This window comes from Parahaliea maris (genome assembly GCF_008064665.1).
In the GTDB taxonomy this organism is placed as follows: Bacteria; Pseudomonadota; Gammaproteobacteria; order Pseudomonadales; family Halieaceae; genus Parahaliea; species Parahaliea maris.
On the sequence record NZ_VRZA01000004.1, the window covers coordinates 434562 to 459504 of the forward strand.

24 protein-coding genes and 1 tRNA gene are annotated in these 24943 nt (G+C 62.7%); 13 read left to right on the forward strand and 12 right to left on the reverse strand.

Annotation, left to right across the window (positions count from 1 at the left end):
- Window positions 1-26: 26 nt before the first annotated feature.
- Window positions 27-3260 carry an AsmA family protein gene (locus FV139_RS13840; protein ID WP_148069030.1) on the reverse strand — a complete coding sequence of 1078 codons (3234 nt, stop codon included), beginning with the start codon at window positions 3258-3260 and terminating at the stop codon, window positions 27-29.
- A gap of 135 nt (window positions 3261-3395) precedes the next feature.
- Here FV139_RS13840 and FV139_RS13845 point away from each other — a divergent pair.
- From FV139_RS13845 to FV139_RS13880, 8 genes are all read left to right on the forward strand, one after another.
- Window positions 3396-3484, forward strand: a tRNA-Leu gene (locus FV139_RS13845).
- Between the two features lie 158 nt (window positions 3485-3642).
- The gene (locus tag FV139_RS13850) at window positions 3643-4389 is read left to right on the forward strand and encodes a DUF3348 family protein (protein WP_148069031.1); all 747 of its coding nucleotides are present in this window, start codon (window positions 3643-3645) and stop codon (window positions 4387-4389) included.
- Window positions 4386-6773: a DUF802 domain-containing protein gene (locus FV139_RS13855; protein WP_148069032.1), complete on the forward strand. Its 2388-nt coding sequence runs from the start codon at window positions 4386-4388 to the stop codon at window positions 6771-6773. The genes FV139_RS13850 and FV139_RS13855 overlap by 4 nt, the downstream gene beginning before the upstream one ends.
- A complete protein-coding gene (locus FV139_RS13860) occupies window positions 6770-7396 on the forward strand; it encodes an OmpA family protein (protein ID WP_148069033.1) in 627 nt (208 codons plus the stop codon). The genes FV139_RS13855 and FV139_RS13860 overlap by 4 nt, the downstream gene beginning before the upstream one ends.
- A complete protein-coding gene (locus FV139_RS13865) occupies window positions 7389-8216 on the forward strand; it encodes a DUF2894 domain-containing protein (RefSeq protein WP_148069034.1) in 828 nt (275 codons plus the stop codon). The genes FV139_RS13860 and FV139_RS13865 overlap by 8 nt, the downstream gene beginning before the upstream one ends.
- Window positions 8217-8261: 45 nt before the next feature.
- Entirely contained in the window at window positions 8262-9512 is a 1251-nt protein-coding gene (locus FV139_RS13870; protein WP_148069035.1) for an NAD-binding protein, read from the forward strand.
- A 78-nt stretch (window positions 9513-9590) separates the two neighbouring features.
- The gene (locus tag FV139_RS13875; protein WP_187276534.1) at window positions 9591-10220 is read left to right on the forward strand and encodes a dUTP diphosphatase; all 630 of its coding nucleotides are present in this window, start codon (window positions 9591-9593) and stop codon (window positions 10218-10220) included.
- A gap of 4 nt (window positions 10221-10224) precedes the next feature.
- Window positions 10225-11136: a hypothetical protein gene (locus FV139_RS13880; RefSeq protein WP_148069036.1), complete on the forward strand. Its 912-nt coding sequence runs from the start codon at window positions 10225-10227 to the stop codon at window positions 11134-11136.
- A 9-nt stretch (window positions 11137-11145) separates the two neighbouring features.
- Here FV139_RS13880 and FV139_RS13885 read toward each other — a convergent pair whose 3' ends face one another.
- The 9 genes from FV139_RS13885 to FV139_RS13925 form a co-directional block, all read right to left on the reverse strand.
- The gene (locus FV139_RS13885; protein ID WP_148069037.1) at window positions 11146-11430 is read right to left on the reverse strand and encodes a 4a-hydroxytetrahydrobiopterin dehydratase; all 285 of its coding nucleotides are present in this window, start codon (window positions 11428-11430) and stop codon (window positions 11146-11148) included.
- A 43-nt stretch (window positions 11431-11473) separates the two neighbouring features.
- Window positions 11474-12580 (reverse strand): tRNA (uridine(54)-C5)-methyltransferase TrmA, encoded by a 1107-nt coding sequence (gene trmA, locus FV139_RS13890; protein WP_148069038.1) that lies wholly within the window; start codon window positions 12578-12580, stop codon window positions 11474-11476.
- Window positions 12571-13596 carry a glycosyl transferase family protein gene (locus FV139_RS13895; protein WP_148069039.1) on the reverse strand — a complete coding sequence of 342 codons (1026 nt, stop codon included), beginning with the start codon at window positions 13594-13596 and terminating at the stop codon, window positions 12571-12573. The genes trmA and FV139_RS13895 overlap by 10 nt, the downstream gene beginning before the upstream one ends.
- 12 nt (window positions 13597-13608) lie before the next feature.
- A complete protein-coding gene (locus FV139_RS13900; RefSeq protein WP_148069040.1) occupies window positions 13609-13926 on the reverse strand; it encodes a TusE/DsrC/DsvC family sulfur relay protein in 318 nt (105 codons plus the stop codon).
- 2 nt (window positions 13927-13928) lie between these two features.
- Window positions 13929-14222 (reverse strand): sulfurtransferase complex subunit TusB, encoded by a 294-nt coding sequence (tusB, locus tag FV139_RS13905; RefSeq protein WP_148069041.1) that lies wholly within the window; start codon window positions 14220-14222, stop codon window positions 13929-13931.
- Between the two features lies 1 nt (window position 14223).
- Window positions 14224-14586 (reverse strand): sulfurtransferase complex subunit TusC, encoded by a 363-nt coding sequence (gene tusC / locus FV139_RS13910; protein ID WP_148069042.1) that lies wholly within the window; start codon window positions 14584-14586, stop codon window positions 14224-14226.
- Complete coding sequence (gene tusD / locus FV139_RS13915) at window positions 14583-14975, reverse strand: sulfurtransferase complex subunit TusD (protein WP_148069043.1); 393 nt, start codon at window positions 14973-14975, stop codon at window positions 14583-14585. Before tusD ends, tusC begins: the two co-directional genes overlap by 4 nt.
- Before the next feature lie 72 nt (window positions 14976-15047).
- Window positions 15048-15734 carry a Bax inhibitor-1/YccA family protein gene (locus tag FV139_RS13920; RefSeq protein WP_148069044.1) on the reverse strand — a complete coding sequence of 229 codons (687 nt, stop codon included), beginning with the start codon at window positions 15732-15734 and terminating at the stop codon, window positions 15048-15050.
- Between the two features lie 215 nt (window positions 15735-15949).
- Window positions 15950-17767 (reverse strand): ABCB family ABC transporter ATP-binding protein/permease, encoded by a 1818-nt coding sequence (locus FV139_RS13925; protein WP_148069045.1) that lies wholly within the window; start codon window positions 17765-17767, stop codon window positions 15950-15952.
- A gap of 151 nt (window positions 17768-17918) precedes the next feature.
- Between FV139_RS13925 and FV139_RS13930 the strand changes: the two genes are divergently transcribed.
- Window positions 17919-18821 (forward strand): SDR family NAD(P)-dependent oxidoreductase, encoded by a 903-nt coding sequence (locus FV139_RS13930; RefSeq protein ID WP_187276535.1) that lies wholly within the window; start codon window positions 17919-17921, stop codon window positions 18819-18821.
- Between the two features lie 78 nt (window positions 18822-18899).
- Complete coding sequence (locus FV139_RS13935; RefSeq protein ID WP_213004122.1) at window positions 18900-19655, forward strand: esterase/lipase family protein; 756 nt, start codon at window positions 18900-18902, stop codon at window positions 19653-19655.
- 111 nt (window positions 19656-19766) lie between these two features.
- Here the strand turns inward: FV139_RS13935 and FV139_RS13940 are convergent, their stop codons facing one another.
- A complete protein-coding gene (locus FV139_RS13940) occupies window positions 19767-20414 on the reverse strand; it encodes a hypothetical protein (protein ID WP_148069047.1) in 648 nt (215 codons plus the stop codon).
- A gap of 374 nt (window positions 20415-20788) precedes the next feature.
- Between FV139_RS13940 and FV139_RS13945 the strand changes: the two genes are divergently transcribed.
- Together FV139_RS13945 and FV139_RS13950 are read left to right on the forward strand one after the other, a co-directional pair.
- Window positions 20789-21295: a group I truncated hemoglobin gene (locus FV139_RS13945; RefSeq protein WP_148069048.1), complete on the forward strand. Its 507-nt coding sequence runs from the start codon at window positions 20789-20791 to the stop codon at window positions 21293-21295.
- A gap of 251 nt (window positions 21296-21546) precedes the next feature.
- A complete protein-coding gene (locus tag FV139_RS13950; protein ID WP_148069049.1) occupies window positions 21547-21948 on the forward strand; it encodes an amidohydrolase family protein in 402 nt (133 codons plus the stop codon).
- 171 nt (window positions 21949-22119) lie between these two features.
- On the opposite strand, the gene FV139_RS13955 is transcribed toward FV139_RS13950, so the two are convergent.
- Complete coding sequence (locus tag FV139_RS13955; protein WP_148069050.1) at window positions 22120-23655, reverse strand: arylsulfatase; 1536 nt, start codon at window positions 23653-23655, stop codon at window positions 22120-22122.
- A gap of 364 nt (window positions 23656-24019) precedes the next feature.
- Here FV139_RS13955 and FV139_RS13960 point away from each other — a divergent pair, with 364 nt between their 5' ends.
- Window positions 24020-24433 (forward strand): DUF3592 domain-containing protein, encoded by a 414-nt coding sequence (locus tag FV139_RS13960; protein ID WP_148069051.1) that lies wholly within the window; start codon window positions 24020-24022, stop codon window positions 24431-24433.
- Window positions 24434-24943 lie beyond the last annotated feature (510 nt).

Here is a 24943-nt window from a genome sequence, read left to right on the forward strand (position 1 = left end):
CCCGACGCGAGCGAAGCTGCGCTGTCTCAGGCAGGGGGCAGTGCCTCGCAGGGACGCATGGGTTTGTCGTCGTCCCTGCGCAGGCCCAGCAGTTTCAGCGTCAGCGCGGGAATGAGGGTCATCGCCTTGGCTGAGGCATCGACGGTAGCGGTAATGGGAGACACCCAGGTGCGCGGTTTACGCAGTTTGCCGGTGAGGGTGATGGAGGAGGGAATCTGCAACAGGCGGTTTTTTGACAGTGGTGTTATCCGCACGTCGAGGGTTTCGCGCACCAGGTCGAATGTACCCTTGCCGGTGGCGACCATGCGCGGTGACTCGGCGAACAGGTTCTCGCTTTTGGCCACGCCGGAACGAAGGCTGAAACTGGCCATGGTGCAGTCCACGTGGGTCGATTTTTCCAGTGCTGCGCCGGAATACAGCCAGGCCAGCAGGTCCGTCGCCAGCAGGTCGTAGGCGGCACCTTCAATTTCCACGTCCTCGAGCGCCAGCGAGACATTGCCGTCGAGACTCCCCAGCCACTCGGCCCGGTGATTGCCGCGCGCGCTGATACCGCCGCGCAGGTTGAGGATGCCGGCCACGTCGAGCTGCAAGCCCAGGTCGCGCACAACGTGGTACATATCCAGGGCCTGCGCCTGGCCACCGAGACTGATGCCGGGTGGCTGGGCCGCCAGGTCGATGACGCCCGCCAACTCCAGTCGCGACTCATCGCCGCGCAAATCCAGTTGGCGCAACAGATAACGGCGCTCGCTGCCCTCAATGGCCAGGTCGATGCCCTCGAGGTCAATGTTCTCTCCGCGCACCGACCCCAGGTGCAGCTGCAAGTCGAGGGGGTAGCGGGGCAGGGAGCCGATCAGTTCCTCCAGCGAAAACGGGGTGGCCTGCTCATTGCGATCAGGCGGCGCCGGCTGGGCGCTTGCCGCTTGCCCGGGATCGGATTGCAGACCCAGGTCTGCCAGCACCACGGCGGGGGAAGACAGCTCAAGCACCAGTCCCTGCACCTCCTGGTTGTGGTGGCGCAGCTTCCCCTGCAGCGCCAGCGTGGTAGACGCGAGCGTGGCACTGCCGTTGAAATCGAGTTTCCCCGCGCTGGCCTGGGTTGAAAAAGAAGCCTGCAGTGTGGGAAGTTCGCGCCCGCTCATCACTTTGAGCAGTTCCCGGTCAGTGATCGCCAGTTCAACCGAGCCTCCACCACTCGGTGCCCCGGCGAGATCGCGCATTGCGCCATCAACCTGCAGCTTGATGGCGGGCGTCCCGCTACTGGCCACAGAGATTTGGGGCATGTGCCATTCCCCTGCTGTGCGCTGCAATGCCAGTTGGCCCGCCAACGCGCCCAGCGGCTGTGGGTAGGTGAACCCGTCCACCAATGAGTGGATCAGGTTGCGCATGTCCAGGCGCGAAAAGACGACATCCAGCCGGGTGGCCTCCAGTGTGCGCAGATTGGGGAGCTCGCCCGACAGGCTCAATTGCACCTGCTCGCTGTTGATTTCCCCTTGTACGTTCGTCAGGCGGAAGGTGCCCGCTACTCGTTCGAGCTGCGCGGTGGCGGAAGCCGCACCCAGCACCGGGACGCTTGCGGAAAAATACTGGGACAGGGCGCTGGTGTCGCTGATACTGGCGGCGAGATCGCCATTGAATCGGGACAACGCCCACTGTGGACTGCTGATGAGTCCTTGTGCCCCGGTGAGTGCCACGGTGAGGTCACTCCCTTCCAGGTTTGCCCTGAGATTTTCCAGTTGCAGGGCGTCGCCACTGCCGGTGAGGTCGGCGTCAGCGGTAAGCCGGTGGGCGTTATCGAGGCCGGTGGGGTACCACCGGTTGATCCGCTCCAGTGTCTCGGCCGTGCCGGTCAACTGCAGGTTTACGCCCTGCACTGAGGCGGGGCTGAAGGGCGCTGTGGTATCGATCTGCTCGATACGGCCGCTCGCGTTCAGCACCGTCCCGCCCGGCTCGCCGATTCGCCCCGAGATGTTGGCCAGCGTCACCTGATCCCGGCGCCCGGTGGCCAGGGCGGTGACTTCCCAAGGGCCCGTGCGGTCGGGAATGTTGTCACCCAGCCAGGGCTCCAGTACCGACAGTTCGGGCCCCGCTGCGCGCACCCGGACCTCGTTATCCCGCTGTTGCGCCCCTTCGGCATTCAGCGCACCGGGCCCCAGGCTACCTTGCAGGGTGAGGTCCAGTCCCGCGCCATGATGGGTGTTCAACGTGAAGGAGGGCACTGCCAGGGAAGCCAGGGGTCCCTGTATATCCAGCTCTGCCCGGGCGCTGCCGAGGCCACTGAGGTCGACATCAAACCAGTCCAGCAGCAGTGCGAGTTCCTGGATCTGACCGCTGGCCTGGACTTGGAGCAGGTTGTCATCGGGGCCGCGATAGTCGAACTCGCCATGGGCCAAAAACTCGTAGTCGGGCGCATTGAACAGCCCGAAATCGGCATCCGACAGGCGGAACTGGTCGAGATCTCCGCGGATGCGGCCGCGCATCTGCAGGGCGCCGGCAAGGCCACTGAGCTCCGCGCCACGCCCGGCCAACAGGTGGATGTCCGGCAGGGCGGCGTTGAGGCTGAAGTCGTAACTGAAGCGCTCGGTGCCTCCGAGCAGTTCGCCTTCCAGCACCGCCACCCGTGCACTGCGGGTGGCGTGCAGGTCGGCGCGCAGCTGGATGCCCCGGAGCCCCCTTTCACTGCGCATGGCGTAGAGATGGATCGTGGTATCCAACGGCTCACCCTGGAGGTCGCCGACGGCGTGCAGGCGATAACTGTTCTCGTCCTGCAATTGGCCGCTCAACTGCTGGAGGGGAAACACCAGCAGTTCCACATCGTGTTGCAGGAGGTGAACGGAAGCCACTTCGAGCTGACCCGGTAACCATCTGAGGAAACGCATCCAGCTCGCCGGGCTCGGCTTCTGGCCGGGGTCTCCGGGTCCTACATAGACGGTGAGATTGCCCGCGCTGACCCTGGCCCGCCGCAGCTGCCGCCGCAGCAGGTCGCGGGGCCGGAAGGACGCTTCCAGGTCGTGAATCACCAGCAGCGGCAGTTCCGGATGATGCTGGGGGTAGAGCAGCAACTGCCCGGCCCTGAGCTCGCCCTTGTCGACGGACACCTGCGGCGATACGAGCTCGAGACGAAGGTTGGTAAACTGCGCCACGGCCCACCGGGCGAGCGCGACACTGCGCTCGGAAGACTGCAGCACCCAGGCGGCGCCGCCAATGACCAGCCCGGAGGCCAGGACGATGATCAGCAGTGTGGCAGCAGCAAGCAGTCGCATGCATTTCCGGGCCGGGTTACGGGTTGGGGCAGTGTAGCATGTGCCGCGGCTTGCCCCGGGCCGACTTCGCTGTGCTATGATGCCGCCGCCTCGGGGGCCTGCCGGATTTGCCGGCCACCTCCGACACTGCCTGACGCGACGGTGGTGAAATTGGTATACACAGGGGACTTAAACTCCCCCGGCTTTAACAGGCCTTGCGGGTTCAAGTCCCGCCCGTCGCACCACAATCCGCAACGTTTCGCGCCGCTTGCCATCAACGCCGGCCCACGTATAATGCGGGCTTAGCAATTTCTTGCCTGCAAGCTGGTAAAAGCGCACTTAAATCAATAAGTTAGCTAATAATCTGCGCTTTGGGGCGAGTCTTCCATCTGCCCGATACGTGATGAGCCGAGCCCCGACCTCCGCAGCCTTCAGTCAGTCCCGTCTGATCAGTCTTCTCAGTACCCTGGGCGGCCCTGCCGCGGGTACGGAATCGCGCCATTTCGGGCCGCGCCTGGGGGGCATGATCGACCTCTCCAATTCCGTCACCCTGGCGGACACCCTGGCCATGCTGGAACGCCGGCCATTCGAGGCGGTGGATGAAGACCCACGGCGGGCGCGAGAGGACTTCCTGCGAGTTCGCGCTGCCATGATCGCCGCGGTGATGCGCAGCCTGGTCCCCGGGACCGGCGCTACCCGTATTCAATGGCCGGAAGCGGTGATGGAAGCGGGGGGCGGCGATGCACTGAAGCGCTTCTACAGCGCGCACCAGCGGGAAATGGACGCCCGTGTTCGCGGTGTGCACGAGCGCAGCCGCGATGCCCTCAGTGGTGCGGACTCCGGGCTGGCCCAACTCGCGAACCTGGACGAAGTGCTGGGCGACATTCTGGCGGTCCACAGCCGGCGTGTGTTCGCGACCATTCCCGGCGTGCTGGTCAAGATGCAGGCCGCGGCGCGGGAGGCCCTGCTGCAAGGCGCGGCGGAAGCGGAACAACAACTCAAGTCGGATGTACAGGCGCTGCTATTGGCGGAAATCGATGCCCGCCTGTTACCGGTGCTGGGGCTGATCGAGGCCCTCGACGAACACCTGGCGGAACACCCCGGCCAAACTCCCTGCCAGGCCCCAACCCAAGAAAGTGAAGCACTATGAATAGACTCCCGTTTTTCCTCGTCACCCTGGTGGGCGCCGCTATTGTTGTGTGGGTCGCCGCCCGTTTTGTCGGGGTCAATGGCCTGGCGCTCGCGGTGACGGCGCTCATCGCGCTGGCCTACACCGCGGGCGTACTGGAACTCTGGCGTTTTCGCCAGGCGACCGGCACGCTGGCGACGGCGCTGGCCCTGCCCCCGGGGCAGGTTGGGGAGCCTTCCACCTGGCTGGCGGGGCTCGACCCCAATCTGCGTGAAGCGGCGCGGGGGCGGCTGGAAGGACAGCCGTCGCATCTGCCCGGGCCAGTGCTGACACCCTACCTGGTGGGCCTGCTGGTGATGCTCGGGCTGCTGGGCACCTTCTTTGGCATGGTCGATACGTTGTCCGGGGCGGTGGGGGCGCTGCAGGGCAGCACTGAACTGGACGCCATCCGCGCCGGCCTGGCCGCACCGATCGCCGGCCTGGGCGTGGCCTTTGGCACCTCGGTTGCCGGTATTGCCGCCTCGGCCTGCCTGGGCCTGTTGTCGGTACTGTGTCGCCGGGAGCGACTGCTTGCCGGTCGCGCCCTCGATACCTTTGCCCACGACGTGTTCCCCGACCAGCACCTGGAGCGGCGACGCCAGGCTGCTTTCGATTCCCTGCAGGCCCAGTCTGCGGCAGTGCCCGCCGTGGTTGAACGCCTCGACGCCCTGGTGGACCGCCTGGCCCGACTCGGTACCGAACTGGGCGATACCCTGGAACGCAACCAGCAACAGCTGTACGGCGCCCTGCGGGAAGACTTTTCGCGATTGGGCGAGGAGGTTGGCAGCAGCCTGAAGTCCAGCCTGGCGGAGAGCGGTCGCATGGCCGGAGAGGGCATCCGCCCCTCCATGGAGGCGGCGGTCTCAGCGCTCGCTGAGCACAGCGAGGCCACCAGGCAGCAACTGGCCAGCCTGGCCCGGGAACAGGCGGAAGTGCTGTCCGAACAATTTACCAGTGCGACCAATGAAGTCCATGCCGCACTGACGGCTGCGGGTGAACGACAGGGCGAGGCCAACGGCAGCCTTGCCCAGCGTATCGGCGAGGGTATCGAGCAGGTTGCCCGTGAGCAGCAGGCGCGCCAGCGCGAGCAGGGTGACCAGCTGCAGGAACAGTTTCAGGGCGTGTTCAACCGTATGGGCGAGATGGCCGCGGCCCGGGAGGCGGCGGAAACCCGCTGGCTGGTGCAACACGAAGAGCGCCTGCAGGCCCTGCTGGAGCAGACCGCCGGCGCCTTCGATGGCTTGGCGAACAAGGAGTCTGAACGGGCCGCTGCGACCCAGGATCGCCTTCAGGCCCTGCTGGAGCAGAGCGCCAATGCCTTCGATGGCCTGGCCGACAGGGAATCCGAGCGGGCAGCGGCGACACAGGAACGCCTGCAGGCCCTGGAGACTGTGCTGCAGGAGCACCGCGCGGCTACCGCCAGTGCCGACGCCGAGCGCCTCGCCCGGCAGGAGCAGGCACTGGGCGAACTGATGACCCAGAGCGCAGCCAGCATCGCCGCCTTGCGGGACGCGGAGGGCGAGCGCACCGTGGAACTGCTCGACCGGTTGCAGACGCTGCAGAACGCCCTGCAGGCACAGGGCGAGCGCGCGGAATCCGTCGAGGCTCAGAGACTGGAACAGCAGGACGCACAGCTACAGGCCATTCTGGAAACCACGACCACCCAGCTCAGCGCCCTGCGGGACGCCGAAGCCGGTCGCGCCGAGGTGGCCGCCGAGCGCCTGCAGGCCCTCGAGGGGGTAGCGGCCCAGCACCTGGCCGAATTGGGCGCGTCTCTGGAAGCCCCCCTGACCCGCCTGATCGAGACCGCCTCGGAGACACCGAAGGCCGCCGCCGAGGTCATCGCCAAACTGCGCGAGGAACTGTCCAACAACGTCGCCCGGGACAACCAGTTGCTGGAGGAGCGGGAGCAGTTGCTGGAGCGCCTGCAGAGTCTGATGGGCAGTTTGGAGAATTCCGCTGCCGGCCAGTACGACGTGGTGCAGTCCGCTGTATCGCGCTCCGCGGAAACCCTGGCCGAGCTGGGCGAACACATCGGCTCCCAGGTACACGACGGCGTTGAGCGCTTGTCAGGCCTTGCAGTGGACGTGGCCGGTAGCGCCGGCGAGGTGGCCAGCCTGGGCGAGGCCTTCCGGGCGGCCGTGGGCCAGTTCAGCGATGCCAACCAGTCCCTGATCGACGGCCTGGAGCGGATGGAGCAGGCCATGGAACGCTCCGGCGCGCGCAGCGACGAGCAGCTGGGTTACTACGTGGCCCAGGCGCGGGAGATTATCGACCACAGCGTGTTGTCGCAGAAGGAAATTATCGAGGAGCTGCGCCAGCTCGGTGGCCAGCAGCAGCTCTTTGAACCCGAGGCCGCCCAGTGAGCGACCTGCACGACAGCAACACCGAGACACCGGTCTGGGCCATTTTTGGCGACCTGATGGCTGCGCTGGTCGGGGTGTTCGTGCTGATCCTGGTCTGGGTGATTGGCTACCAGCTCGAGCTGGCCCAGGACCTGGCCTTTGAAACGGAACAGCGCCAGGTAGAGCAGCAGCGTCGCGAGCAGCTCGAGCAGGCGCTGGCGGATCCACTGGCGTCGGGCCGCATTTCCCTGCGCGACGGGCGCATTGGTATTTCCGGGAGTGTGTTGTTTGCCCTTAACTCGGCAGACCTGCAGGACGAGGGGCGTGAGTTGCTCGGTTCGCTGATCGGCCCGCTGCAGGATTATCTCTCGGAGCGCGACGAGCTGCTGATGGTCAGCGGTTTTACCGACGACCTGCCCATCCAGAGCGATAACCTGCACTTCGAGGACAACTGGGAACTGTCTGCCCAGCGCGCGCTCACTGTCACCCGGGCCCTGATAGAGGAGGGCATGCCCGCGTCCCTGGTGTTCGCCTCGGCCTTTGGTGAGCAACAACCCGTGGCGGCCAACGCCGACGAGGCGGGCAGGGCCCGCAATCGCCGGGTGGAGATGGCCCCGGTGCCGAGGCTGGGGAGCGATGACTGAGACCGTCCCACAGGATACCCCGGCGCTGGAGGCGGAGGTCGTGACGGCAAACGGCCCGGATAACGAAGCGGACACAGCAAGCGGCCTGCATCTGCCGGGCCCCGTGCCCGATGTCGAATCCCTGGCCCTGGACCGGGGTTTGGCGCAGCTGCGGGAGATCGGTGCCGAGTATTTTGACCCGCCGGGCTTCAGTTACCTGGATGCCCTGGTCGCACGGGCACAGGGCGCCGAGGGCCAGTTGGCCGAGTGGTATGAGGGGCGCGCCCGTTGCGAGATGAGCCTTTACGCGGACCGTGTCGAGACAGCCCGCAGTGACTGGGTGGAGCGGGCACGGGCGCTGTATGAGCGGGAACCGGCCTTGGCCCCGGCGATCAACTCGGCACTGGAAGGCTGGAACGGCCGCGCCCTGGCGCGGCTGGAGAAGAGCCAGGAGCTGTCGCGGGAACCGGGGCCGCTGTTAGCCCTGGTCAGCCAGATCGAGGCGCTGCACCGGGATTCCCCGGTAGAGGAATCCGCTGGTGGCCTTGAGCACCAGCTGCGCCAGCAGGAATTACAGTTGCTGGCCGAGTACGGCAGTACGGTCGAACGGCAGGAGTTGCGCTCGGCGCGCTCCTACCGCCAGCGCATGCAGCGCACCGGGGCCGAGCAACTGCTGGCCCACTCGGTGGCCGAAGCGCCCCAGGAATCCGGGCCCCTGAATCCTCAAAAACTGGCCACCCGGGCGCTGTCCACCATGCAGCAACTGTCACCTGCCTGCAGTGCGCGCTTCGTTTCCTGGCTCAACACGCTGCTTTATCTGGAAAAACTGGACCAGTCGTAGACGGCACCCGCCGGCGCCGCTACTCTTGGCCCTTTTGTTCGCCACATGCAACCACTACAGATAAAACGACGTTTTCCCTGGCGCAGCGCCGGCGCCCTGTTTTTCTTCTTCAGTTCCATTCTTGCCTTCGAGATGGGGGTGACGGTCAGCGAGCGTCCTGAAGTGGCCGACGGCTCACTGCTGATGAAAGTCTATTATGCGCTGACCCTGTTTATGCTGGGTGGGGCAGACCTGGGTACGCCTCAGGGCGGTGGCCTGGTGCCGCGGATATTGTTGTGGATCTGCTTCTTTGGCGCGCCGATTCTGGCAGCGTCTACCCTGGTAGAGGCCCTCCTGAAGGCCATCGCACCCCGGCGCTGGCAGTATCGCCGCCTGCGCGACCACATTATTGTGGTGGGCCACGACGAGCTCACCTTCAGTTACCTGCGGGTCCTGCGCAAGCGTAACCCCAAAATCCCGGTGGTGGTGGTCAGTCACGCGGCGATGGATTCATCCCTGATCGAGGAGCTCAAGCACAGTTTCGATGCCCTGGTCATCGTGGGCGATATCACCCACGAATACTGCCTCGAGCAGATGAAAGTGACCCGCGCACGCAAAATCCTGCTGCTGGATGACAACAGCCTGCGCAGCTACGAAGCCGCCAGCAAATTGCTACAGATGAGGCCGGATATCGGCAAGCGTGTGGTCATCCACTGTGGCAACCTGCGCTTTATGCGCGCCATGGCGGATACCCGGGTCGCCCAGCAGTGCGAAACCTTCAATACCTACCACCTGGCGGCAGCGGGCCTGGTGCGCAGCCACATGATCCACCACTTCCACGAAACCCGCTCCAAGGACGTGGTGATCCTTGCCGGCTTTGGCCGTTTCGGCCAAACCATTCTCGAAGAGCTGCAGCGCTGTGCTATCGACGAACTGGCGTCGGTCCTGATTATCGACCGCGATGCCGAACGGCGGGTGCTGGTGGCCGACGAGCAGATGGCGTTTTCCGGCGGCTACCAGCGCCAGGTCTACGAGGGCGACATCGCCCACCCGGAGGTCTGGCGCAAGGTCAGCGACGCAGTGGAGGTGACCGGAGACAACACCGTCTTCGTGCTCGGCACCGGGCGCGAGGAAGAGAACCTGCGCACCGCACTGTGGCTGCGGCGCAAGTATCCCCTGTCGATGGTCATCGCCCGCAGCAGCAAGGAGTCGCTGTTTGCTGCGGAGGTGGGGCAGGATCACGACATTGTGAGCATCAGCATCAATGAGCTGGTGGAGGACAACATCCCGGGTAGCTGGACAGCGGTCGACAACTGATCTGTCACCGGGGAGAGGCGGCTGCTATGCTTGCCGCGATTGACACCAACCACAGTACCAACAGAACGAGGTCAGGCTTTGCAACAGGCACTGGAAAACATGCTGGCGATGCAGCACCGGATGAACACCCGGGTTCACGAGCAGTGGATACAACAGAATTTCGCCTGGTACCGGGCAATCTGGATAGAGTGCGGAGAACTGGTCGAGCACTACGGTTACAAGTGGTGGAAAAAGCAGGAACCGGACATGGAGCAGGTTCGGCTCGAGGTGATCGATATCTGGCATTTCGGCATGTCGGCACTGTTCACCCCCGGCAAGGGCCTGACTGAAATGGCGGCGGAGATCGCCGCCGAGGTGGCCGGGTTCAGCCCGCAAGGTCTCGATGTGCGCGAGGCCACCGAAGCCCTGGCCCACCATTCACTGGAGACCAGGAGCTTTTCGCCCACCTGTTTCTGGGAGTTGATGCTGGCCTCAGGGCTCGATTTCGACAGCCTCTACTCGGCCTACGTGGGCAAGAATGTCCTCAACTTCTTCCGCCAGGACAACGGCTACAAGGACGGCAGCTACATCAAGAACTGGCAGGGCCGGGAAGACAACGAGCACCTGGTGGAATTGATTGCGGAGCTGGACCACCAGGCGGAAGACTTCGCCGAACGGGTTTACAGTGCCCTGGAGCAACGCTACCGCGAAGCGGCCCTGGCGGGTTGATGCCGTGAGCGACGCCCCGGAGCGCCTGTCCACCACGGCCCTGGCCAAGGCGCTGGACCTGCCGGTCCAGCAGCTCTTTGTCACCCTCCGGGACTATGGCTGGATCGAGCGCCGGGCCGACAACTGGCTGTTGACCCCGAAGGGCGAGTACGAGGGTGGCAGCTACCGCAACAGCAAGCGTTTTGGCCGCTATATCGTCTGGCCGGAAACGCTGGTGGACCACCCCCTGCTGGGATCCATCGAGTCCAATCAGCGCATCACCGCGGCCTCCCTGAGGCGCTTTTTCCCCGGACTGCACCCCCGCAGCATCAATCGGGCCCTGGCCGAGATAGGCCTGCAACAGCACAGCATCCTGGGTTGGGAACTGACTGAATTGGGGCGGCGCTGGGGCGGCCAGCAGGCCGAGAGTGAAAACAGTGGCGCCTTCTATGTGACCTGGCCCCACGAAATTGTCGATCACCCGGTGGTGCTGCGGGAGCTGGCCCGGATGCTGCCGCCGGCGGCGGAAACGCCGGGCGAGGGCGCTGTAGAGGGTGTCATAGAGGGCGAGCCGGACCTGTTCGCGGCGGCCAACAGCGCCCCCCTGCAGCACGCAGGGCTGGACGGCCATCAACTCGGGTCGCTGCTGCAGCGACAGGTGTGCGACTGGCTCTACCTGGCGCAACTGGCCCATGCCCACGGCCGCGCGCTGCCCTGTGAGGAACCCCTGCAAGCGGATTTCTACCTGCCGCAGGGGAATGTCTATATCGATTGCTGGGACAGCGACGTGCCCGCCGGTGCGCTATCGGCGCGCCTGCGTCGGCGCGAGGTGTACCGGGAACTGCAGCTGAAGTCCATCGAGATCAGCGAGGGCGACGGCGAACGGCTGGACGAGGTGCTGGGCCGAGGCCTGCTGGCTTTCGGGATTCGCTGCTAGGGCAACTCGTCAGAGCAGGCTGTTGATCTGTCGGGCCAGGGCGAAATCCCGTTCCGAGATACCGTCGGCGTCGTGGGTGGTGAGGTGTATTTCCACCCGGTTGTAGACGTTGGACCACTCCGGGTGGTGATTGGCGGTTTCCGCCAGTAGCGCCACCTGGCTCATGAATCCCCAGGCATCAACGAAATTGGTGAACACGAAATGGCGGTAGAGCTTGTGCTGGTCGAGCCCCCAATCGGGCAGTGTCGCCAGCTGCTCTTCAACTTCCGTAGTGGAGAGTTTGACCAGTTCCATCGTTGCTACCTCCCTGGGGTGGCGGTGATTCCTTCCAGTATAGTCAGTTCACGCTCGAACGGCGGCTGAGCAGTACACCACACTCCATGTGATGGGTGTAGGGGAACTGGTCAAACAGGGCAAACCGTTCGACCTTATGGGTCCGGCTGATGTGGGCAAGGTTGCCGGCCAGGGTTTCCGGATTACAGGAGATGTAGAGAATGTGCTGGAACTGGCTGACCATGGCTTCGGTGGCCGGGTCCAGGCCCGCTCGCGGCGGGTCGACAAATACGGTGCGCAGGTCGTAGTCAGCCAGCGGTTGCGGCAGTTCCGCCAGGCGCCGGAACTCCCGTTCACCGGCCATGGCCTGGCTGACTTCCTCCGCCGACAGGCGGATCATCTGCACGTTGTCGATGCCGTTGTGTTCCAGGTTCCAGCGCGCTGCCCGGACCGAGGTCTTGGCCAGTTCGGTGGCGACCACGTGGTCAAAACAGCGTGACAGGGGCAGGGTGAAATTGCCGTTGCCGCAGTAGAGTTCGAGCAGGTCGCCGTCCAGTCCCCCGGCCGCCGCAACCGCCCATTCCAGCATGTGTATATTGACCCGGGCATTGGGTTGGGTGAAGGCCTGTTCGTACTGGCGGTAGTCGTAACTGTGGCCAGCGACCGGCAGGGTTTCGGTCACGTAGTCTCTGCTCAGGACTTCCTTCTGCTTGCGGCTGCGGCCCACGATGGCCACCCCGAGTTCGTCAGCCAGTTGTGTGGCCTCGGCCTGCCAGTCGGCTTCCAGCCGGCGGTGGTACACCAGCGTCACCAGGGTATCGCCCGCCAGCGTACTGAGAAATTCCACCTGGAATAATTTGCGCCGGAGTACCTCGCTCGGGCGCAGGCGTTCACGCAGGCGCGGCATCAGCGCCTGGATCGTGTCACAGGCGATGGGGAAGTCCCGAATGGGTACCGGGGTTTTGGGATCATCCCGGCGGAACATGACATAGTCGAGCTCATCGCCGTCGTGCCACATGCGAAACTCGGCGCGCATGCGGAAGGCCTCGGGCGGCGAGGCAAATACGGTTGGCGCCGGCGCATCGAAAGGGGCCAGCAGGGCACTGACCTGCGTCACCTTGTCCGCCAACTGGCTGGCGTAACCCTCGGGGGCGAAGCTGCTCAGGGGCATGCCGGCAACCTCGCTGCATCCCGGGCGTGCCACAGGCGCTCGGCTTCCACCGTGGCCTCGCTGGCCTCCAGCTCCGGGCGCAGCAACATCAGCGCGCTGGCGCAGGTCGACAGGGTGGCCAGCAGGCCGTATTCATTGCGCTCTTCGTCGCGCCACAGGCTGCGCAGTGGCGCCACGTCGGGCTGTTCGACGGCCGCGACACGATCCCCCAGGGCGCGCTGGAATGTGGCCTCTATCCCTTCACCTTGACGCTGGAACAGCAGGCGGGTGTTGGCCTGGGGTTTTACCTCGACCTCGCCGCTGTCGCCCTTGAACACCAGGGAGGCGGGCTGGCCCAGTAGCCTGTCGGCCTCCAGGTGCAGCGCGGCATAGGCGGGGTGGAAGATACTCTGGATGCTGGCCGGGGCATTCAGCGGGTTGAGCATGCGGGCAAAGGTATTGACCGGGGAGCGCAGCCCCAGCAGCGACTTGAACTGCATGATCTGGTACAGGCCGGGACAGAAGTGCTCGAGAGACAGGTAGCTAAGGCCTTCGCCGGCGAGCTGTGCATCCACCTGCTGCCAGTTATTCGCCACCGGTAACCCGAGCTGGGCCATCGCCTGTTCGGTGTACAGGCGCCCGGCGGTGTGGCCGCCGGCGCCGTGCAGGAATACCCGGTAGCCCGCCTGGTTGAGCAGCAGGATCGCCAGCAGGAACCAGGGGTGCTGGTGTTTTTTGCCGGCATAGCTGGACCAGTCGAGGTCCGCCGCACCGGTTGGGGCGTTGGGCTCCATGCAGTCGCGACAGGCTTCCACGAACCCGGCGAGCTCCGCCCCGGATTCCTCCTTGACCCGCAGCAACATCAGGAAGGCACCCAGCTGCAGCGGCTCTACCTCGCCGCGCAGGATCATGCCGAAGGCATCGCGGGCCTCGTCCTGGGTGAGGGAGCGGGTGCCGGTCTTGCCCTTGCCGAGAATGCGGACATAGGGTGCGAAGGGATGCTCGGCGGTAACGGCTGCGAGCGGTGCTGAGGCCATGGGCTGCGCCTCCTAGAGGCAGTTTTCGGGTTTCGGGAGTCCGGCGATCTTGCTGCCGATTTTGGCCGGCGAGCCGGGGAACAGGGACAGCAGGTAGATGCTCTTGCCTTTGTCCGGCCCCAGCCTGGCGGCGCAGTATTTTACCAGAGGGCGCATGGCGGGGGAGGAGTCGAATTCGGCGAAATAGTCGCGCAGCAGCTCGATGACTTCCCAGTGGGCCTGTTCCAGGGTGATGCCCTCTGCGCTGGCGATCTGGCCGGCGACCTCGGGGCTCCAGTCCTCGAGGTTGCGCAGGAAACCCTCCTTGTCGAATGCTCCGGGTTCCAGCATGTTCAGTACCAGGCCAGCTGCCGGGGAAACTGCTCAGTGAGTTCGACGAAGGTGGCGTAGTCGACTGCCTTTACCCCGGGGCACAGCCGCGGCAGGACGCCGGCCGCGCGGGCGTCGTCTTGCAGTACATAGAGTGTTGCGCCTGTCGCCAGCAATCGGGTGGCCGCCGGAGAGCCGTCCAGGGCGGCGTACACCCCATTACCCATCAGCAACAGGGCGTCAGTGGTACCCAGCTGCCCCAGGCACTGCTGGAAGACACCCTGTTCCGGGGCTGCATTGAGCGTGTGCAAAATCATCTCAGAACCCCAGCAGGTGATCGGCCGCCTGCAGCAGTTTGCGCATGCCGTCGCCGTCGACAACGACAGCGCCCTCTGGCAGCGGCATGTCTGTCAGGCCGTATTCGGCGAGTGCGGCGCCGTCCACGTAGAGCTGGTCGATGTCGTACAGGGGCAGTGAGTCCAGCACCTTGCGATGATTGCGGGTACCCACGTCCGTAGGGTCCTGCTCGGGTAACAACTGCAGCACCCCTTCGGCCATGAACAGCAGAGTGGGCGCCATGTCAAAGGCACCCGCCGCCAGGGCGGTATCGAGGGTCGAGCGGGCGAGGCTGTTGCCGTAGGGCGCGTGACGGCAGACCAGTAGCAACTTTACAGCGCTCACGCCTGGCCCCCGAAGGTCAGGACACGGTCACTGGCCACGCTCGCTTCCAGCAGTAGCCCCAGGCCACCAATGGTGAATCCCTCGGTCACGGTGGGACCGGGCTTCTCATGGCGCTGGGCCTCGGTGGCGTCGAGCAGGCCACGCCGTACAGCGGAACTGACGCACAGTACCAGCTCGACACCGGTCTCCCGGGCGAAGGCGCCCCACAGCGCCGGAATATCGCGCTCCCCCTGGGGGGGCACGGTAGTGTCCAGGCCGTTATTGACCCCGTCATCCAGAAAGAACACCCGTTCAATACTGTGGCCCCGTTCCAGGGCGGCACGGGCAAAGTGCAGCGCGCTGTAGCTGGCGCTGCCGGGCGGGGCGAGGACGAGGAGGGCGTATTTCACGACGTGTGTGGCGGGCCAAAAACAAAAAACCCCGGTGGCAGGCACCGGGGTTCGTGCAGCGCGGGGCGAGGCTCAGTCATCGCCACCCAGGGCGGTCAGCAGGCTCAGCAGGTGGATGAACAGGTTGTAGATGTTCAGGTACAGCGAGACTGTGGCGCGGATGTAGTTGGTTTCACCGCCGTGGATGATGCGGCTGGTGTCGAACAGGATCAGGCCGGACATGATCATGATCACGGCGGCGTTGATGGTCAGCGCCAGTGCCGGGATCGCCAGGAAAATATTGGCAATCATGGCCACGACCGCCACGATCAGGCCCACCATCAGGAACCCGCCCATGAAGGAGAAATCCTTGCGGGTGGTGAGGGCGTAGGCGGACAGGCCAAAGAACACGATGGCGGTACCACCGAGGGCCTGCATGACCAGCGCCGGGCCGCCGGGCATGGCTGCGTAGGCGTTGAGCAGGGGGCCGAGGGAGGCGCCCATCACGCCGGTGAAGGCGAAAATGGCCCACAGACCCTTGCTGGTGTCTGCCATTTTGTGGACCACGAACAGGAGCCCGAAGCCGACCAGTGACAGCACCAGAGCGGCACCGTGGGGCAGGCCCATGGCCATGGAAATACCCGCAGTCAGGGCGCTGAAAGCGAGGGTCATACCCAACAGCATGTAGGTATTCCTCAGCACCTTGTTGGTGCTCACGACAGACTCCATGCCTGCGGTGTTCAGGTTGTACTCACGTTGGTACAGCGGCTTGTTTTGCATCGTTTACTCCATTGTGCGCAGCACAGTTACTGCGTTCGATACTTGGACCCATAATAAGGCCGGGAATTCCAATTTCAAGCGATGTTTATCGGCATCGAAGGGCTGTAAACCCAGTATAGATCAGCTTTTGAGCAGCTTTGCTCCGGTGGCACGGTAATAAATAAGAGGGCTCTGGATCAGGGCGGGCGGTTCCAATTAACTGAGGGCTGCCATTTTTAGTTCAGAACTGCTATTGGGGCGGTTTCGCCGGCGGCACGCGATTGCTGCGCCTGCCACAACTCCGCGTATTTTGCTCCCCGGCGAAGGAGTTCGGTGTGCGTGCCCTGTTCCACGACCTCGCCCTGGTCCAGCACCAGGATCTGGTCGGCGTCAACCACGGTGGACAGGCGGTGGGCAATGACCAGGCTGGTGTGCTCCCGGGCCAGCTCCGCCAGGGAGTCAAGGATGGCGCGCTCCGACCTGCTGTCCAGCGATGAAGTGGCCTCGTCGAACACCAGGATAGGGGAGCCCTTGAGAATGGTGCGGGCAATGGAGACGCGCTGTTTTTCGCCCCCGGAGAGCTTCAGGCCCCGTTCGCCCACCAGCGTATCGCCGCCGTCGGGCAGGCGGGCGATAAAGGCGTCGAGGTGGGCCAGGCGGATGGCGTTCTCCACCTCCTCGCGGCTGGCATCCACCCGGCCGTAGCGCACGTTCTCGAACAGGGTGTCGTTAAACAGCACCGTGTCCTGGGGCACGATGCCCACCTGTTCCCGCAGGGAGTGCTGGGTGACCTGGCTGATGTCCTGCCCGCCGATGCGGATGGTTCCTGAAGAGGGGTCATAGAAGCGAAACAGCAACTTCACGATGGTGGATTTACCGGCGCCACTGGCGCCGACAATGGCGAGTTTCTTGCCGGGCTCGATGGTAAAGCTGAGTTGGTTGAGAATCGGCCTGTCTTCCTGGTAGGCAAAGCTGACGTTGTCGAAGCTGACGCTGTTGGCGGTACTGTCCAGTACCTGGGCGTCCGGGGCATCCACCACTGCCGGCCGCAGGGCCAGCAGCTTGAACATGTTCTCGATATTCGCCATCGAGCCCTTGATCTCCCGGTAGACAAAACCGAGGAAGCCCAGCGGCATGAACAGCTGGATCATGAACTGGTTGATCAGCACAAAATCGCCCAGGGTGATGGCGCCTGCCCGCACCTGCCAGGCCGCGAGGCCAATCACCACGGTCTGGGCGATGGCAATAATCAGGGCCTGGCCCCCATTCAGGGTGAACAGGGACAGGCGATTCTTGCGCCGGGCCTGCTCCCAAACCGCGAGGGATTCGTCGTAGCGCCCGGCTTCGTACGCCTCGTTGGCAAAGTACTTCACCGTTTCGAAATTGAGCAGGCTGTCTACCGCCCGGGTATTGCTGATGGAGTCCGCCTGGTTCATTTCCCGCACGAAGCGGGTGCGCCACTCGGTGGCGCGGAAGGAGAACAGACCATAGGTAACCACCGCGACAACCACCACCACCGAAAATTGCGGGCCGTAGTTCAGCAGCAGGATGCCCGCCACCATGGCAATTTCGAACAGGGTCGGGGCGATATTGAAAATAAAGAACCGCATCAGGAAACTGATGCCGGTAACGCCGCGCTCGATATCCCGGGCCAGGCCACCGGTCTGCCGATTCAGGTGGTAGTCGAGATCCAGGCTGTGGACGTGGCGGAACACCTGCAGGCCGATACGGCGCATGGCCCGTTCCGTCACCCGCCCGAAAATGGTGTCGCGCAACTCCCCGAAGAACACATTGGCAAAGCGGGCGCCGCCGTAGGCCAGTACCAGGCCGAGTACCAGCAAAGGGGCCAGTTCGATACCGGCGGTTGCATCCAGGCCGTCGACCAGATGCTTGAGCAGGAAGGGGATGGCGATCACGGCGCCCTTGGCCAGCAGCAGGCAGGCGAGGGCGGCGATTACTCGCCAGCGGTATTCCCGCAGGATGGGCCAAAGTCGCGACAGGATTCGCCAGTTGAGGGGCCTGTCGTCGTCGGGAAGGGTCTGGCCGTGGCGCATTGGGTCGCTCGCAGTGGATGGGATGCCATCATTGCAGGGTGGAGTGTGGCCCGCAACTACAGAGGGGTTACACTGGGAGCAGGTTCTATAGACGACAGGGATGTAAACCATGCAGGTGAGCAGGGGTAATGTCGACCATAAGGTTGTGGCTATGTGGACACCTGTGACGCTTCTGGTGGCGGCACTCATCGTGCTGCCAGGCAAAGCCCGAGCGGAACAGATGTCCCCCGCGCCAGGCCAGCGCGTCATCCTGGTGACGGGTTCCACCGGCGGCCTGGGGCGAGAAACCGCGCTGGCCCTGGCCCGGGCGGGTGATCATGTGATCCTCCACGGCCGCAACGAAGAGCGTGCCAGGGAAGTGCTCCAGCAGATAAAGGACAGCGGCCGCGGTAGCGCCAGGTTCTACCGGGCGGACCTTGCCAGCCTGGAGGAAACCCGTAACCTCGCCACGCGTATTCTCGCGGACTACGAACGGCTCGATGTCCTCGTCAACAACGCCGGTATCGCACTTTCCGACGAGGCGGGTCGGCGGGTATCGGGTGACGGCTATGAGCTGCATTTCCAGGTGAACTACCTGGCTGGCTACATGCTGACCAACCTGCTGCTGCCCCTGCTCGAGGCCAGCGCTCCCAGCCGGGTGGTGAACGTCGCCTCGGGGCAGCGCCCCCTGGATTTTGACGACCTGATGTTCGAGAAGAACTACAAGAGCCTGGATGCCTACCTGCGCAGCAAAAACGCGCAGATCATGATGACCTATGCCATGAAGGATGCACTGGCGGCCCGCAATATCGTCACCAACGCATTGTTCCCCTCGGGCCTGATGGACACAGACATGGTCATCGACCTGGGTATCGAACCCCAGTCATCGGTGGAAACTGGCCGCGACGCGCTGCTGCAACTGATCAATGACGACGTGGGTACCGGGCAGTTCTTCAATGTGTTCGAGGCGGACGAAGCCATTCCCCAGGCCTCCGACCCCGAGGCACAAAAGCGGCTGCTCGAGGTGAGCGAAACGTTTACGTCAGTTCCCTATTTCGGATCGGCAGGGCAGTGAACCGAGGATGCCTCACTGCGGGGTACACCCTGTTGGTTTCCAGCGGGATTGATGGAGGCTGATCAAGGTGGCTGCCGAATGAAACTGCCTGGTGTACTGCTGTTTCTCGCTCTGGTGTTCGCAGCGCCGCTCGACGCCCGGCCAATTGAGCCCGCCGCAGACAGACCGGGTGAGGATTGCATCGTGCTCTTGCACGGACTTGGCCGCACCCAGCTGTCCATGGTGGATATGGCCTGGGCCTTGCGTAAGGCAGGCTACAACGTCGCCAACATCACCTATCCCTCGCTGCTGTACTCCATCGATGAGCTCGCCGTGATGGCTGTGAACAAGGGGCTGGCTGAGTGTGTGGAGTTCCGGCCAAGGCACGTCCACTTCGTCACCCACTCCCTGGGCGGCATCCTGGTCCGTGAGTACCTTGCCTACCACCGCATCGCGCACCTGGGGCGGGTGGTCATGCTTGGGCCCCCCAATCAGGGCAGCGAGCTGGCGGACTATTATGCCGCGCTGGACTGGCTTGGCTGGCTGCGGCCCGCAGCCATTGCACAACTGGGAACCGGGCCGGTATCCGTTCCACGACAACTCGGCCCGGTGGACTTTGAACTGGGTGTGATCGCCGGCACCCTGGCCTGGCGTCCACCGTTGCCGGGGGCGCCGTCGCTACCCAGTGACGGTACCGTGTCAGTGGCCGAAACCCGGGTGGAAGGCACGCGTGATTTTATCCAGATGCCGGCATCCCACACCTTTATGATGTGGAATGCGGATGTGCAGGGGCAGGTGATCTACTTTCTGCGCAACGGTTCGTTTGCCGCAAGAGAAGGCCTGACCGATCACTGATGTCGATCCAGCGAGCAGCGCAACCCGGAGCAAGCGGCTATTGGACCCCTCCGGGCGCCGGGATGTGACCAGAGCCGCCTCAGGTCACTCGGATACAGTGGGAAGTGTGTCTCAGTGTTGACGCTTCATGGTGATCAAGCCCGTAATCGGGCTCGCATAGCCGTTCGGGTCAACGAAGTAGGTTTTGAAACGCGCAATCACACACTGCATTTCCTGCTGGCGTTTTTGGATAACGCAGTGCAGGTCATTTTCGAAGTCGACCTGGCCTTCAGGGCTCGAAGGATCACGCCCCGTCAGTTGAATGCCGACAGTGCCGCTCTCGCTGACAGAGTAGACGCCCGATCCCGTTTCCGGAAAGGGAGGGAGCGCTTCGAAGGGTACAGGTGGCAGCGGCACGATCTCCCCGGACTTGACCACATCGTCAAAGCGCGTGACGTTGCCGGCTCCGTCAAAGGTCATGGTGCCGAGAATTGTGGCCCAGATACCCACTACTTCACCGGGTGACACCTGGTCGTGCGGGGGCGCGCCGTCGACAATGAGCGCCGGTATCGGGATTGGCGCGCCAAACTTCAGCATCCCCGACCACACGTACGTACCGTTTAGCGCCGAAGCGCTGTAGGGCCCTGGCGATCCGTCGGCGGTTGCGACGGCCGCTGGCAGAATGCCGAACGCGATCACCAGGATGAAGACCAGAGATCGCACGCTTCCTGCGTGTGGACGCTGAGAGCATCGGGGCATGGATTTAGAGAGGATTTTCATGAGGAACCTCCATCAAATTGAACAGTCAATTTCGGGAAGGTTTGAGGGGTAACAACGTATTTTGTGAGTGCAGAGCTGCAGCAACAGGCAGGAGAACCCGCCGCAATCGCCAGGCTCAGGGTTGAGTATAGACGCTCTCGCGCTCATGTGGCGGTTTACGTAGGTCGGAGCAGGGGGCTGATTGGATAAATGTTGTTGTGCTGCAAAAACTCAATTCCAAATTCCATATGGAAATATGCAACAGAGCACCCCGATGTCGCGGAAGGGGGAGACGCATCGGACAATTTGTCGAAACCGTATCCTCGGTCTACGCTTACAGCCGCTGTATCCCGAATTTATGATTCCCTAACGGTTCTGTCGAACAAGGACTCGTCATGAACATGAATCCGTCTCGCGCAGCTGTCGTACGTCTCTTTTCCGCATCCCTGGTCACCGCCGCCTTTTGCTACAGTGGCATGTCGAACGCGCAGTCACTCTATGATGACCTTGGTGGCCAACCTGCCATCGAGTGCTGGATTGATACCGGCCTCGAGGTCATTACCGGAGATGACCGCATCAATGACTTCTTTGCCGGAGAGCTCAATGCCGGACAAGCGGAGGACTTGAGGACCTCACTGGTCAATTTTGCTTGTGCTGCAACGGGAGGCCCCTGTGTCTATGTCGGGCGTGACATGTCCTGTGCCCATGGGGGGCTCAGCATTGATCATCACTCCTTCAGCGCTTTCCTCGAAGACCTTGAAGAAGCAGCGGTCCAGTGTCGCCGCGGCAACAGCGGTTATATGGGAGACCCGGCCTACTCGCAGCTCAATAAGGTCCTGTTGTCCCTGCGGGCCGTCGTGGTACAGGATGACCCGGGCGAAAATCCGGGTGCATGCCCGTAGCGGCGCTTTGACGTAGGCCGGTGAACTCATCCTCTGGCCCGGATAATAGAGTACAGCTACCGGGCCAGGTGTCGGCCATCGCAGATAACAGGACTTCAGTATTGAGCCCTGATGTCTCGATCTGCTGCCGCCTGTTCAGGATTTAGCGTGCCTGCCACAAGGGCGTGCTGTGATGAGATATCCAATATCTGCCTTCATTGCTGCTTTTCTGTTGTATCTGGTGAGGAGGAGGTGACAAGTTCCCTTCGGAACTGGGCCACCCGTTACGTGTCGCGCCTGTGCTGCGCAAATACCCGTCATTGCGTCTTTATCTGGAGAACGCTGGTTGGCCATTTCTCGATGAAATCACCGGCCTCATGTATCAGTACCCTACCGTCTACGTCGACGTTTCCACCAACCTGCATATTTTCGACAAGCGCACCATGTTGATGTATCTGGAACAACTGATGCTGCGGGGACTGGGCAAGCGCATCATGTTCGGGTCGGATCAAATGTGGTGGCCGGAAGTGATCGGCGAGTGCATTGAAGTCATTCAGGAGGCCGACTTTCTCACCCGGGAGCAGAAAGCCGATATTTTCTACAATAATGCGGCCCGATTCCTTCGTCTGAGCGAAGAACAGATTGCTGCGCACCATCGAGTCACGAGTGAATGACCTGCGGTGGGTGAGGGCAGACGTCTAGTTGTTTTCTGGCGGTAACCCAGGTGACCGCGGTGGCAGATTCCTCAGCCGGGACGCAGAGGTGTTTACGCGGCAGTTTGTTGCCTGAGTGGAGAGCCCGGCCAGAGAGTTTGGCCGGGCCCGGTTTGGCTGGTGGGGAAAGCCTCAGTTGGTGCTGGGGTTCTGCTGCAACGTCTCGAGTACGCGGGTGAGATTGAAGGACCCGGGTTTCTGCCGCGGCGGGAAGTCGCGGTAGGTTGCCAGGTGCTGCGATACATAGTCGACCGCTGGCAGGATCAGGTAGGCCCTGTCGAAACGCCAGATGTTGTAGCCCTCCGCGTCGTGTTCAGCACGTTCAAAAGGGTCGCCGCGCATGTCGAAGAGCTTCGGTACGCGCAGGGTGACCAGGGGTTCTTCCCAGACACTGAAACCGTGCGCCCGCTGTTCCATGAATACCATTTTCCAGCGGTCGTAGCGCAAGTTGGCCAGCTGGCCATCGTCTGTCCAGTAGAAAAACTCCTTGCGCGGCGCTTGTTCGGTCTCGCCCTTGAAATAGGGCATCAGGTTGTAGCCATCCAGATGGACTTTGTAGTTGTGCCCATAGGCACGGTGACCTTTCAGCAGCTTCTGCTTGATATCGGGTTCTCCGACGGCCGCCATGATGGTGGGAAGCATGTCTTCGTGCGAGAACACATCGTTGTAGATTGAGCCGGGTTTGATGACGCCGGGCCACTTGATCAGGGTAGGCACCCTGTAACCACCATCCCAGTTCGAGTTCTTTTCATTGCGGAATGGGGTCATGCCACCGTCAGGCCACAGGAACACCTCGGCTCCGTTATCAGAGGAGTACATCACAATGGTATTGTCATCGAGGCCCAGTGCCTCCAGTTTGTCGAGTATCTGGCCGATGTGACCATCGTGCTCCACCATGCCGTCGGCATAGATTCCGAGGCCGGTAACACCGTCAGATTCGGGCTTCAGGTGGGTATTGACGTGCATCCGCGTCGAATTCCACCACAGGAAGAAGGGCTTGTCCGCCGCTGCTGCCCGCTCCATGAAATCGATGGCTCCGGCCGTCACTTCCTCATCGACGGTTTCCATCCGCTTTTTGGTTAGCGGGCCAGTGTCCTCGATCTTGCCATCGGCGGTGGACTTGATGACACCGCGAGGCCCGAACTTTTGTTTGAATTCGGCACTCTTGGGGTAGTCGGGGCTCTCGGGCTCTTCTTCCGCATTCAGGTGGTACAGGTTGCCGAAGAATTCATCGAAGCCGTGGTTGGTTGGCAGGTGCTCGTCGAGATCCCCGAGGTGGTTCTTGCCGTACTGGGCGGTCATGTAGCCGTGATTCTTGAGCAGCCCGGCGATCGTCGGGTCCTTCTCTGACAGGCCCTCCTTGGCACCGGGCAATCCGACCTTCAGCAGGCCGGTGCGGAACGGGCTCTGGCCGGTGATGAAGGCGGCGCGGCCGGCAGTGCAGCTTTGCTGACCGTACCAGTCTGTAAACAGCGCCCCCTCATTGGCGATACGGTCGATATTCGGGGTTTTGTAGCCCATCATGCCGCGATGATACGCACTGGGGTTCATCCACCCTATATCATCGCCCCAGATGATCAGAATATTGGGCTTGTCCTGTGCGTGGACGAGACCGCTGGCAAGCATGCAAAGCAGGCCGCCCAAGCGCAGCAAGTGTGATAGGGACATGGGTTGTTCTCCTTCTTTGATGTCCTGTGTGAATTACCCTTCATGTTTACGGGTACCCGGGACAGTATAGAAGGCCGGGACAGATCAACCAGAATCGCACTACCCGGCTAAATATCCGGGGTGTGTCAGCAGTCTGACACACCCTTCCTGTTTCTGGTGGAGGCGGTCGCAGATTGGGGCCTGCCGGTCGGGTTGTCGATTACGTTGTGCATGGGCCTGATGTCGTTGAGACGGGGGACCTGGATGTGAGCGGGGAGGGCGGGCTTTGACTGAGCGCTGAAAACGCTTCACAGTGATACGCAGATAGCCGTCTCCATCCATATTACATTTTTATTGGTAGTGCTCGGGCGTCGGGGGGCAGGACATGTCAGTAATCATTATTGTTTTCGGATTGGTCTTTGTGTACACGGGCGTGAATGGCCTGCGCGAGGCCCGCATGCACTTCAATCGCGGCCAAAAGACCGAAGCAGTCATTGTAGAGCTCCAGGACACCACCATTACGGGTACTGATACGCGAACGGTAAAGGCTTACCAGGCGATCTATGCGTATCGCGACGATGACGGCAACGAGCACCGGATTGAGGGTCGTCGCAAATCGACACGTGAAAGTGCTTTTCCCATCGGCCAGCGCAAAACCGTCTATTTCAACCCGGACTCTCCCACGGAAGTGTTCGATACACCGCTCAAGGAGTTTTCAGGCCTCACCTTCGCCCTTATCGCCGGTGTGTGTATGGTCGCTTTCGGTGTCGCCGCCCTGGTGCTGGACTGGGAACTGTGAGGTCTCTGACAAATGAGCGAGGTCTCAAGCGACACACAGCTTGAAGCGTGTGCGTGTCCAGAAGCAGCCCGTCGCATCAGGCAGGGATGACTCGCAACCTGCTTTGGCGTGTTGTGACCCTTCGGGCTGCGGCGCTTTGCGCCTCGTGTCGTACGCGACCCCGGTCAAAACGCTGGCGCGTTTTGTCGAACCGGGGGGTTAGAACCAAGGCCTGGTCCAGGGCCATACAAAAAAGGGGCTCCCTGGATGGTCGATAGAGAACCGTGGGGAGTCAGACAGGGATTACTCACAACACGCTTGGGCGTGTTGTGACCCTCGCGGGCTGCGGCGCTGCGCGCCTTGGTTCAAAACGCTTTGCGTTTTGTCGAACCGGGGGGTTAGAACCAAGGCCTGGTCCAGGGCCATACAAAAAAGGGGCTCCCTGGTGGGAGCCCAGACTGCTGACAAAGTACCTTCAAAAGCCCTGGTCGTAAGACCGGGGCTTTTGTTTAATGGGGCTGTAATAACGAT

Bases quoted from the DNA above. Each gene is read 5' to 3' on its own strand.
- FV139_RS13840 (WP_148069030.1), bottom strand. From the start codon at position 3,260: ATGCGACTGCTTGCTGCTGCCACACTGCTGATCATCGTCCTGGCCTCC.
- FV139_RS13850 (WP_148069031.1), top strand. From the start codon at position 3,643: ATGAGCCGAGCCCCGACCTCCGCAGCCTTCAGTCAGTCCCGTCTGATC.
- FV139_RS13855 (WP_148069032.1), top strand. From the start codon at position 4,386: ATGAATAGACTCCCGTTTTTCCTCGTCACCCTGGTGGGCGCCGCTATT.
- FV139_RS13865 (WP_148069034.1), top strand. From the start codon at position 7,389: ATGACTGAGACCGTCCCACAGGATACCCCGGCGCTGGAGGCGGAGGTC.
- FV139_RS13870 (WP_148069035.1), top strand. From the start codon at position 8,262: ATGCAACCACTACAGATAAAACGACGTTTTCCCTGGCGCAGCGCCGGC.
- FV139_RS13885 (WP_148069037.1), bottom strand. From the start codon at position 11,430: ATGGAACTGGTCAAACTCTCCACTACGGAAGTTGAAGAGCAGCTGGCG.
- trmA (WP_148069038.1), bottom strand. From the start codon at position 12,580: ATGCCCCTGAGCAGCTTCGCCCCCGAGGGTTACGCCAGCCAGTTGGCG.
- FV139_RS13895 (WP_148069039.1), bottom strand. From the start codon at position 13,596: ATGGCCTCAGCACCGCTCGCAGCCGTTACCGCCGAGCATCCCTTCGCA.
- FV139_RS13900 (WP_148069040.1), bottom strand. From the start codon at position 13,926: ATGCTGGAACCCGGAGCATTCGACAAGGAGGGTTTCCTGCGCAACCTC.
- tusB (WP_148069041.1), bottom strand. From the start codon at position 14,222: ATGATTTTGCACACGCTCAATGCAGCCCCGGAACAGGGTGTCTTCCAG.
- FV139_RS13920 (WP_148069044.1), bottom strand. From the start codon at position 15,734: ATGCAAAACAAGCCGCTGTACCAACGTGAGTACAACCTGAACACCGCA.
- FV139_RS13925 (WP_148069045.1), bottom strand. From the start codon at position 17,767: ATGCGCCACGGCCAGACCCTTCCCGACGACGACAGGCCCCTCAACTGG.
- FV139_RS13930 (WP_187276535.1), top strand. From the start codon at position 17,919: ATGTGGACACCTGTGACGCTTCTGGTGGCGGCACTCATCGTGCTGCCA.
- FV139_RS13935 (WP_213004122.1), top strand. From the start codon at position 18,900: ATGAAACTGCCTGGTGTACTGCTGTTTCTCGCTCTGGTGTTCGCAGCG.
- FV139_RS13940 (WP_148069047.1), bottom strand. From the start codon at position 20,414: ATGAAAATCCTCTCTAAATCCATGCCCCGATGCTCTCAGCGTCCACAC.
- FV139_RS13945 (WP_148069048.1), top strand. From the start codon at position 20,789: ATGAACATGAATCCGTCTCGCGCAGCTGTCGTACGTCTCTTTTCCGCA.
- FV139_RS13955 (WP_148069050.1), bottom strand. From the start codon at position 23,655: ATGTCCCTATCACACTTGCTGCGCTTGGGCGGCCTGCTTTGCATGCTT.
- FV139_RS13960 (WP_148069051.1), top strand. From the start codon at position 24,020: ATGTCAGTAATCATTATTGTTTTCGGATTGGTCTTTGTGTACACGGGC.